11 protein-coding genes and 2 tRNA genes are annotated in these 7,525 nt (G+C 44.5%); all 13 read left to right on the top strand.

Annotation, left to right across the window (positions count from 1 at the left end):
* Positions 1-211: 211 nt before the first annotated feature.
* The 13 genes from QUA43_RS25025 (at position 212) to QUA43_RS24965 (ending at position 7,483) form a co-directional block, all read left to right on the top strand.
* Positions 212-430, top strand: coding sequence for a hypothetical protein (locus QUA43_RS25025; protein WP_333377343.1), 219 nt, complete (start codon positions 212-214; stop codon positions 428-430).
* On the top strand, positions 427-807 hold the full coding sequence (locus QUA43_RS25020) for a type II toxin-antitoxin system VapC family toxin (protein WP_333377341.1): 381 nt from the start codon (positions 427-429) through the stop codon (positions 805-807). Before QUA43_RS25025 ends, QUA43_RS25020 begins: the two co-directional genes overlap by 4 nt.
* A gap of 28 nt (positions 808-835) precedes the next feature.
* Positions 836-1,408, top strand: coding sequence for a dihydrofolate reductase family protein (locus QUA43_RS25015; protein ID WP_333377340.1), 573 nt, complete (start codon positions 836-838; stop codon positions 1,406-1,408).
* A gap of 197 nt (positions 1,409-1,605) precedes the next feature.
* Positions 1,606-1,679, top strand: a tRNA-Lys gene (locus tag QUA43_RS25010).
* 52 nt (positions 1,680-1,731) lie between these two features.
* Complete coding sequence (locus tag QUA43_RS25005) at positions 1,732-1,908, top strand: hypothetical protein (protein WP_333377338.1); 177 nt, start codon at positions 1,732-1,734, stop codon at positions 1,906-1,908.
* Positions 1,909-1,914: 6 nt separating this feature from the next.
* Positions 1,915-2,877 (top strand): GNAT family N-acetyltransferase, encoded by a 963-nt coding sequence (locus tag QUA43_RS25000; protein ID WP_333377336.1) that lies wholly within the window; start codon positions 1,915-1,917, stop codon positions 2,875-2,877.
* 303 nt (positions 2,878-3,180) lie between these two features.
* On the top strand, positions 3,181-3,378 hold the full coding sequence (locus QUA43_RS24995; RefSeq protein ID WP_333377335.1) for a radical SAM protein: 198 nt from the start codon (positions 3,181-3,183) through the stop codon (positions 3,376-3,378).
* A 126-nt stretch (positions 3,379-3,504) separates the two neighbouring features.
* Positions 3,505-3,705, top strand: a complete 201-nt coding sequence (locus QUA43_RS24990) for a hypothetical protein (RefSeq protein ID WP_333184028.1) — start codon at positions 3,505-3,507, stop codon at positions 3,703-3,705.
* Positions 3,706-3,915: 210 nt separating this feature from the next.
* Positions 3,916-3,988: transfer RNA gene (locus QUA43_RS24985), tRNA-Lys, on the top strand.
* 309 nt (positions 3,989-4,297) lie between these two features.
* On the top strand, positions 4,298-4,759 hold the full coding sequence (locus tag QUA43_RS24980) for a hypothetical protein (RefSeq protein ID WP_333377333.1): 462 nt from the start codon (positions 4,298-4,300) through the stop codon (positions 4,757-4,759).
* Between the two features lie 211 nt (positions 4,760-4,970).
* Positions 4,971-6,410 carry a hypothetical protein gene (locus QUA43_RS24975; RefSeq protein WP_333377330.1) on the top strand — a complete coding sequence of 480 codons (1,440 nt, stop codon included), beginning with the start codon at positions 4,971-4,973 and terminating at the stop codon, positions 6,408-6,410.
* Positions 6,411-6,480: 70 nt separating this feature from the next.
* Positions 6,481-6,798 carry a type II toxin-antitoxin system prevent-host-death family antitoxin gene (locus QUA43_RS24970; RefSeq protein ID WP_333250330.1) on the top strand — a complete coding sequence of 106 codons (318 nt, stop codon included), beginning with the start codon at positions 6,481-6,483 and terminating at the stop codon, positions 6,796-6,798.
* A 58-nt stretch (positions 6,799-6,856) separates the two neighbouring features.
* Positions 6,857-7,483: a Uma2 family endonuclease gene (locus QUA43_RS24965; RefSeq protein ID WP_333377328.1), complete on the top strand. Its 627-nt coding sequence runs from the start codon at positions 6,857-6,859 to the stop codon at positions 7,481-7,483.
* The last annotated feature ends 42 nt before the right edge of the window (positions 7,484-7,525 follow it).

The following is a 7,525-nucleotide window of genomic DNA, read 5'->3' as shown; positions in this document are numbered from 1 at the left end:
GGCGGCTGGTAGCCCGCGCGCAGTATGCAGCGCTTATTCCCAGCCATCAAAATAATAACATCAGTGTGTGGGGATTCCTTTTAATTAACCACCGGAAGTCGAAAAGCGAGACACCGTGCTGATAACGCGGGGATAGGAGGGGCAGTACCTCCTCGGTGGATGGATTGGTTTATAATAAGTCTAAATTTGGTAGTTATTCAACCTAGAAGCCATGAGCATTCAAGTTCTTAAATTAGAATTAATTCAGTGGATCTTGTTATTAAAGGATACTCAACTTTTAAACGAAATCCAAAAACTGAAAGAAAAGTCACCTGAAAAGACTGATGTCCTCAAACCTCGTCAATTTGGCTGTGGAAAAGGCATTTTTACTTACGTTGCGGATGATTTTGATGAAACGCCTCCAGGTTTTGAAGAATATATGTTGCCATGAAATATCTAATTGACACTCATATTCTAATTTGGTTTGTTGAAGGTAACGCTCGGCTTGATGAAGATGTGCGATCGCTGATTGCTAATCCTGTAAATAAAATTTATATCAGCCAAGCTAGTTTGTGGGAACTTACTATCAAAATCAGCATCGGTAAGTTGTTTTTGTCTATTTCTGTGTCCGAGTTAGAAAGTTTTTTGATTAACCACGACTTTCAAATTCTAGAAACTAAGTTCCTTCATTATGGGAAATTGCAAAATCTCCCTTTTTATCATCAAGATCCTTTCGATCGTCTAATTATTTCTCAAGCCCAAGCAGAAGATTACACTATCATTACACATGACGATAGGTTCAAACTGTACGATGTAAAATTGTGGTAAGATATAATTATCAAAATAAAGGTTAAATATGAGAAAAGTAAAATATTACGTTGCTTGCACAGTTGACGGGTTTATTGCTCGCGAAGATGGCTCATTTGATTGTTTTCCCATGGAAGGAGAGCATTTCGCTGATTTGTTCGATTCCTTTCCTGAAACTTTTCCGGCTCACTTTCAGGAAGCACGAGGCATTCGTGCAGAAAACAAGCAGTTTGATGCGGTTTTGATGGGACGGAAAACCTATGAGGTAGGGCTAAATGTTGGTGTAACTAATCCTTATCCCAGCTTGAAGCAGTATGTATTTTCGCGCACTATGGAAGCCAGTCCTGATGAGAATATTCAACTTGTTGCGGACAATCCTGTTGCATTTGTTAGGGAATTGAAAAAAGAAACAGCTAAAGACATCTGGCTGTGCGGTGGTGGGGCTTTAGCGGCAACTCTTTTTTCTGAGATTGACGAGATGATTGTGAAGTTGAATCCGGTAGTAATTGGAGCGGGAATTCCTCTTTTTTCCGGTGCAATCGCACCTACCAATTTGGAACTTAGCGATCGCAAAATCTATAGCAACGGTTTCATGTTGCTTCATTATCGAGTGAAGCATTAGCGATAAGGACTTTATTAGTTGCAATTACTGCGGGCAAAAAAGGACTGAAGTCCTTACTACAAAATGATTTTCTAGGAATTACACAAAAATTGTATGCGGTATTTTCTCGATTTCAATGTTGAGTCAGACCGATCGCCACAAATTTTTACAAAAAAAGTTGATTTTTCAGAACGGTTGTGTTATACTAGCTTAGATGCGGGAGTATAGCTCAGTTGGTTAGAGCAGGTGACTCTTAATCTCAAGGTCGAAGGTTCAAGTCCTTCTACTCCCATCCCAAATAACATAGCACTCACAAGGCTTTGAGACTTTAAACTGTCTCTAGTATGTCGTTTTTCGCCCATTTTGCGCTCACGATAGCAGCCAATGGCGGTAGCGGTTGGATTACTGTGAGTGTTTGCGTTGTCGGATTTTTAATGCCGATCGACCATTGGGGCGAGTCGATCGATAAAAGTGCGATCGCCCAAGCTATTTTTAAACTGAATAACAACAGGGAATGGTGATTAGCTATGATGGCAAGTCTCTCGGCGCGCTGCTATGGGGGCGATCGCGATTTAGATGCGATCGCCCATTTAATCAATACTTGCGAAGAAGTCGATCGGCTCGATGAAGGCACTTCCATCTCGGAACTACAACAAGAATTTAACCAACCGTCCCTAGACAAAGCCCGCGATATCCGCCTTTGGGAAGATGCGGAGGGAAAATTAATCGGTTTTGCTCAGTTGTCGGTTTCTGAGCCTGGGGAAGTAATTGACGGTTGGCTGTGGTTTCGCGTCCACCCCGACGCGCGATCCGGCGATGTGGAAGCAGCCGCGATCGCCTGGGCTGAAGTGCGGATGCGCGAGGTGTCTGTGATGCGGGGCGGGCGCGTGAAGCTGCGAACCTACGCGCGCGCTGAAGATTGCGATCGCATTTCTGTGCTGGCAAGTTGCGGTTTTAAGGCCGATCGCTATTTTTACCGAATGGCGCGATCGCTCTCTGAACCAATCCCTGAACCGCAATTCCCACAAGGTTTTGCCCTCATTCAGTTCCCCGGCGAACAGGATGCGGCAGCTTGGGTAGAAATGTTCAACCAGTCATTTATCGATCACTGGAATCATCACGATTTAACGTTGGATCAATTTAAGCACGAATTAGCTAAACCCGATTACAGAAATGATTTAGACTTGATTGCTGTTGCTGATGACGGCACATTTGTCAGTTTTTGTTACTGCAAGATTAGTGTGGAAGAGTGCGATCGTACCGGGCGCAATGAAGGCTGGATTGCTTGTCTCGGCACTAGGCGCGGCTTCCGCAAAATGGGATTGGGACGAGCGATGTTGCTGGCGGGTTTGCATCGGCTGAAAGCTGCCGGTGTCGCCACTGCTATTCTCGGCGTAGATGCTGAAAATTCATCAGGTGCATTGCGGCTTTACGAGTCTGCTGGCTTCCACAATATTCGCGACAGCATTTCTTATGTTAAGGATGTTTGATCGATGTTACAGCGGGCGATCGCACTTTGACCCAAGAAACCGGGTTTTTTACCGAATCTGCGGGTTGCAACGAAATATTTTCGTGAAAAAACCTGGTTTCTCGCCACTCGTGTAAGTTTTATCTAAAAAACTTTTGCTACCCCCTTGACACGTCTGTAGTATGTATGTAGTATGTAAATATGGAAAGCGCAGGACAAGCAAAAACCTGTATTTTCCGTGCAAATTCTGAACGTTGACAACTAAATATTGCTCAATTTTTAAGGAACATCAATTTGAAAGTCTTGTAACAGAGACTAGATTGTCATGTTGTTAATTTACACCACACTGTTCGGTTACAAACTGGCTCGCTCAAAGCCAGAGATGATACCGAATAAGTCTAATTTTGACGAATTTAACGCGGATTCAGAACAGACAAGTTCAGCCAGATTTCAATCAACCAAAAAGGCTGAGGAAATCCGCAAAATCCAACAAGCTTATCATTTAGAACGGCGCTTCTTTTAGTAAAGATTATCAGATTTCGTGAATCTTTACCAATACTGGCAGTTTGCTAAGTCTCACAAAAAGCCAAAATCGAGAGCAGATAAGCTACCAATCCCAAATCCAAAATTGCTCTAGGAGGTATCGGTAATGGTTCACATTCGTTTTGAAGGACGTTCCTATGACTTGGCAGAAAACCAACTGGGTATCGCGGCAGGAATGAGCGACAAGGCTATTAAGGAACGTCTGGCAAATCATTTTGATGTCAAGGGATCTCGCTTCGAGTCTTACGTTCTGGATCGCCGTCCCAGCGGGGATTTAATTGTCCGCCCCGAAGCCGTTTACGGCTAGAAATTCACTTAAAGCACGTATTAGGCAGCGCACCCCAACTAAAGAAGCTTACAAACTGGATACGTTCGACTTAAAATCGAATTGTAGGTTCAATTCCTACTTGCCGCGAGGCTAAAGCTTCTCTGACTTGTGCGCTGCCTTTTATAGCTGAATTTTTTATATCTATCCGGCGCTTAAAAGTTCCACTTCGCGCCCCAACAAAGGAAGCTTACATACTAGCTCATTGGTAGAGCAATTCCCTCTTAAGGAAAAGGTCGCGGGTTCAACTCCTGCGTATGTGCCAATGGCTTTCTTAACTGGCGCGGAGTAACTTTATCTACTATTATAAAAAGCCAAAATAATTGAGCAGTTTACAATAAAAAGTCAAATTTTTGTAGTTGATAGATTAGGAAAATTTTGTTCCGCACCCTAACGAGTGAAGCGAATACACACATTTTAATCGATTGGTCGCAGGTTCAAATCCTGCCAGCCCCGTTTAAGGGGCTGTAGCTCAGGGGTAGAGCGATCGCACTGTCAAAACGCTTTGCAAACTTGTGCGGAACATCTCATATTTATAAATATTAGATGTAAAAGTGGTGAAGAGAATTAAATTATGAAAAATACAACTCTAATTTACCGATCGCCCCAGGAGATAGACAGTCTGATTCATGCCTTCCAAGAATGCAGCTTGCCGCGAAGTCAGTGGACGCACGAAGCGCATTTAACCGTTGCTCTGTGGTATCTGTTTTATGACTCCGAGCAAGAAGCAATCAATGCGATACGCACTGGCATTAAACGTTACAACTCGGTTCAAGGAATTGAAACCACACAAAACAGCGGGTATCACGAAACACTAACCCTGTTTTGGGTGCGAACTATTCGCCGGTATCTCGCCGATGAAAGTCAAAATCGGTCGATCGTACATCTGGCTAACGGTTTGATTGCAAAATATGCCGCTCGCACTTTACCTTTTAGCTACTACACGCGCGATCGCCTGATGTCTTGGGAAGCCCGCAATAATTGGGTTGAGCCAGATTTGAGAGCGCTCGAATTAGAAACAGTTTCCCTGAAATAGTTAATTTCAAATCGCAGTTTTTGCCGCGCCCCAATCGCGAGAGCTTACATACAGACCCTATTAGGTTTAGCCATAGGTTTACTAAAAAAAAGCTCCCCAAACTTGCGCGGTGATTTTTAAATTTCACTCGCTAGCGTGCAACAACTGCCAACCACCGATTTTGAATACTTCTCAAATCCAAAATCCAAAATCGAATAGGAAGGTAACACCAATGAATATGAATACAGTAGAACGCGATTTGCGTTTGGAACTGCTCAACTCTCTCCTCACCACTCCTCACCGTGTATTAGAAAAAGTAGCAGAAATTCACAAGTTAATTATCGAATTAGACCCCATTTTTTACGGTCATTTAGCAGTGTGGTATCAGCGTCACGGCGAGGTGCGCGATCACAAGGAAGTTTTTGCCGGAAATTTGCTGACTTCGGCGCTGACGGAACATCGAGATGCCGGTTTTATGATGCTGCAAGAGTTCCCTCCCTACGAGGTTTCGCGGATTGTGGACTTCATGAAGCGGCACCAGAATAAGGTGCCCCGCAGCGCGCGCACTGCTGTCACTCGCTATCTGAAATCGCGGGAAAAGAATGCACAGTTTTTCGATCGCGCCGCCATCCGTAACCGCAAGGCGATGAAGCATTTGTACGCAACGCTGCACGTCAAGCCGAGCGATCGCGCTAATGCTATTCTGTTTAAAGACAATCCGCCGGAAGACTCTCTGGCATTCGTTTTGAAACAGTTGGCGAAGACGGCGACACCTGCGGAACAGGCGAATTTGATTGTTGAGTACAAGATTCCGTATACGATCGCAGTTGGTGCGATCAAACAGCTAACGCCAACGGTTTTGGCCGCGCTGATTAACTCGATGTCGCCGCAGGAAGTCATCAACAATTTGAAATCGATTCAGTCGCGGGGCGCGATGGATCACGCGGAAGTGAAGCAGTTGATTGACTCGAAGCTGGATGAAGCGGCAAAGTGCGATCGGGTTTCTGCTTATAAAGCGAGTGTTGCGGGCGCGGGCGCGAACTTCGACGCAGCAACGGCGGCGAAGCTGGAAGCGGTGACAAACGAACAGGTGAAGAAGCGCGGCAAGATTGCTAAAGCCACCGGTTTGTTGATTGACAAGTCTGGTTCGATGGAAAGTGCGATCGAAGTTGGGAAGCGTCTCGCTGCTTTGATTTCCGGCATTTCCGAGGCTGAACTGTTCGTCTATGCCTTTGACACGATGCCGTATCCAGTCCAAGCAAACGGCAGCGAATTGACAGACTGGGAACGGGCTTTCAAGCACATTCGCGGTGGCGGCGGCACAAGTTGCGGTTGCGCGGTGGAAGCAATGCGAATTAAAAAGCAGGTTGTCGAGCAATTCATTATCGTAACAGATGAAGGCGAAAACGCTGCACCTTACTTTGCAGATGCTTATCAGAATTACTGCCGCAGTTTGGGGGTAATTCCTGATGTTGTGATTGTGCGAGTTGGTTCTTGGTGCGAATATGTCCAGAAGCAATTGAAGGACAAACAAGTATCGGTGGAAACCTTTACGTTTGCCGGCGATTACTACTCCTTGCCGAATTTAGTGCCAATGTTGAGCCGTCCTTCGCGCTTAGAATTGTTGATGGAAATTCTGGATACGTCGCTGCCGGTGAGGGATGACAAGTGATATAATGGAGTATAGCTCGTCAGTTAATCTGGCGGGCAATGCTCGCAAATTTAGTGGGAGTTAGAATTGTATGTCAAATGAGATTACATACACTGATGCTGAAGCAAATTTAGAAAATCTCTGCGCTCGCGCTGTTGAAACTGGGGAAGTAATAATTATTACTAGACCTAACGGCAAAAATGCGATTTTGATTTCTAAGGCCGAACTAGAAAGTTTGCTAGAAACTCTTTATTTGCTGCGAGCGCCCGTTAATGCAACTCGTTTGCTGACAGCATTAAAGAGAGCTAAAGCAAGAGTTGTTCAACCTCAGACACTTGATGAAATTTGCAAAAAATTTGGGCTTGATGAAGAGGATGATACTGAAAATGAGGTAGCGATCGCCAGTTAAATCATTGATGACAGAATCACAATCTTCTACTATACTCTAAACTTGGGAGGAGCCGTTGGTGACTTCAATATTAATCAAAGATTTAGCAACCGACTTAGAGCTTTTTACTGAAGATCCCGTGGAAATATTTATTACCAGCGGGGTAAGTTGGCAACAGTATGAACAACTACTGACTCAACTCGGAGATAGTCCTTGGTATCGGGTTACTTATTTAGATGAAGTGCTGGAAATTATGGCCCCAAGTCGCCGTCACGATCGAGATAAAACCAATATTGGGATGCTGCTAGAAGCGTATTTTCAAGAAACACGGACTCGGTTTTGGGGATTGGGTTCAACTACCTTCCGCATTCAAGCAAAAAAGGGCGGTACAGAACCGGATGAGTGCTATTGTATCGGTACTGAAAAAGAATTTCCTGATTTAGCGATCGAGGTTGTACTCAGCAGTGGCGGCCTGGACAAGTTAGCAGTTTACAAAAAGCTCGGAATCAGAGAGGTTTGGTTCTGGAAAAATCGTCGCTTTGAGGTTTATCATCTTCGGGGAGAGGAATATGAAAAAATGCAGCAAAGCGAGTTGTTGCCGAATTTGGATTTATCACTGATTGCAGAGTATGTACAACGGCCTGACCCCCTTGAGGCTGTGTTGGAGTTTCGGGAAAGAGTTAGAGAAAATTTAAGGGGAAGTTGAGATTTAATATCGTTCTTTACTACCAAACATCTCCCTCAATAT

This window comes from Microcoleus sp. N9_B4 (assembly GCF_036701635.1).
Taxonomy (GTDB): Bacteria; Cyanobacteriota; Cyanobacteriia; order Cyanobacteriales; family Microcoleaceae; genus Microcoleus.
Note: the sequence above shows the minus strand (reverse complement) of the source record. Positions and strands in the feature narration are given on the sequence as shown.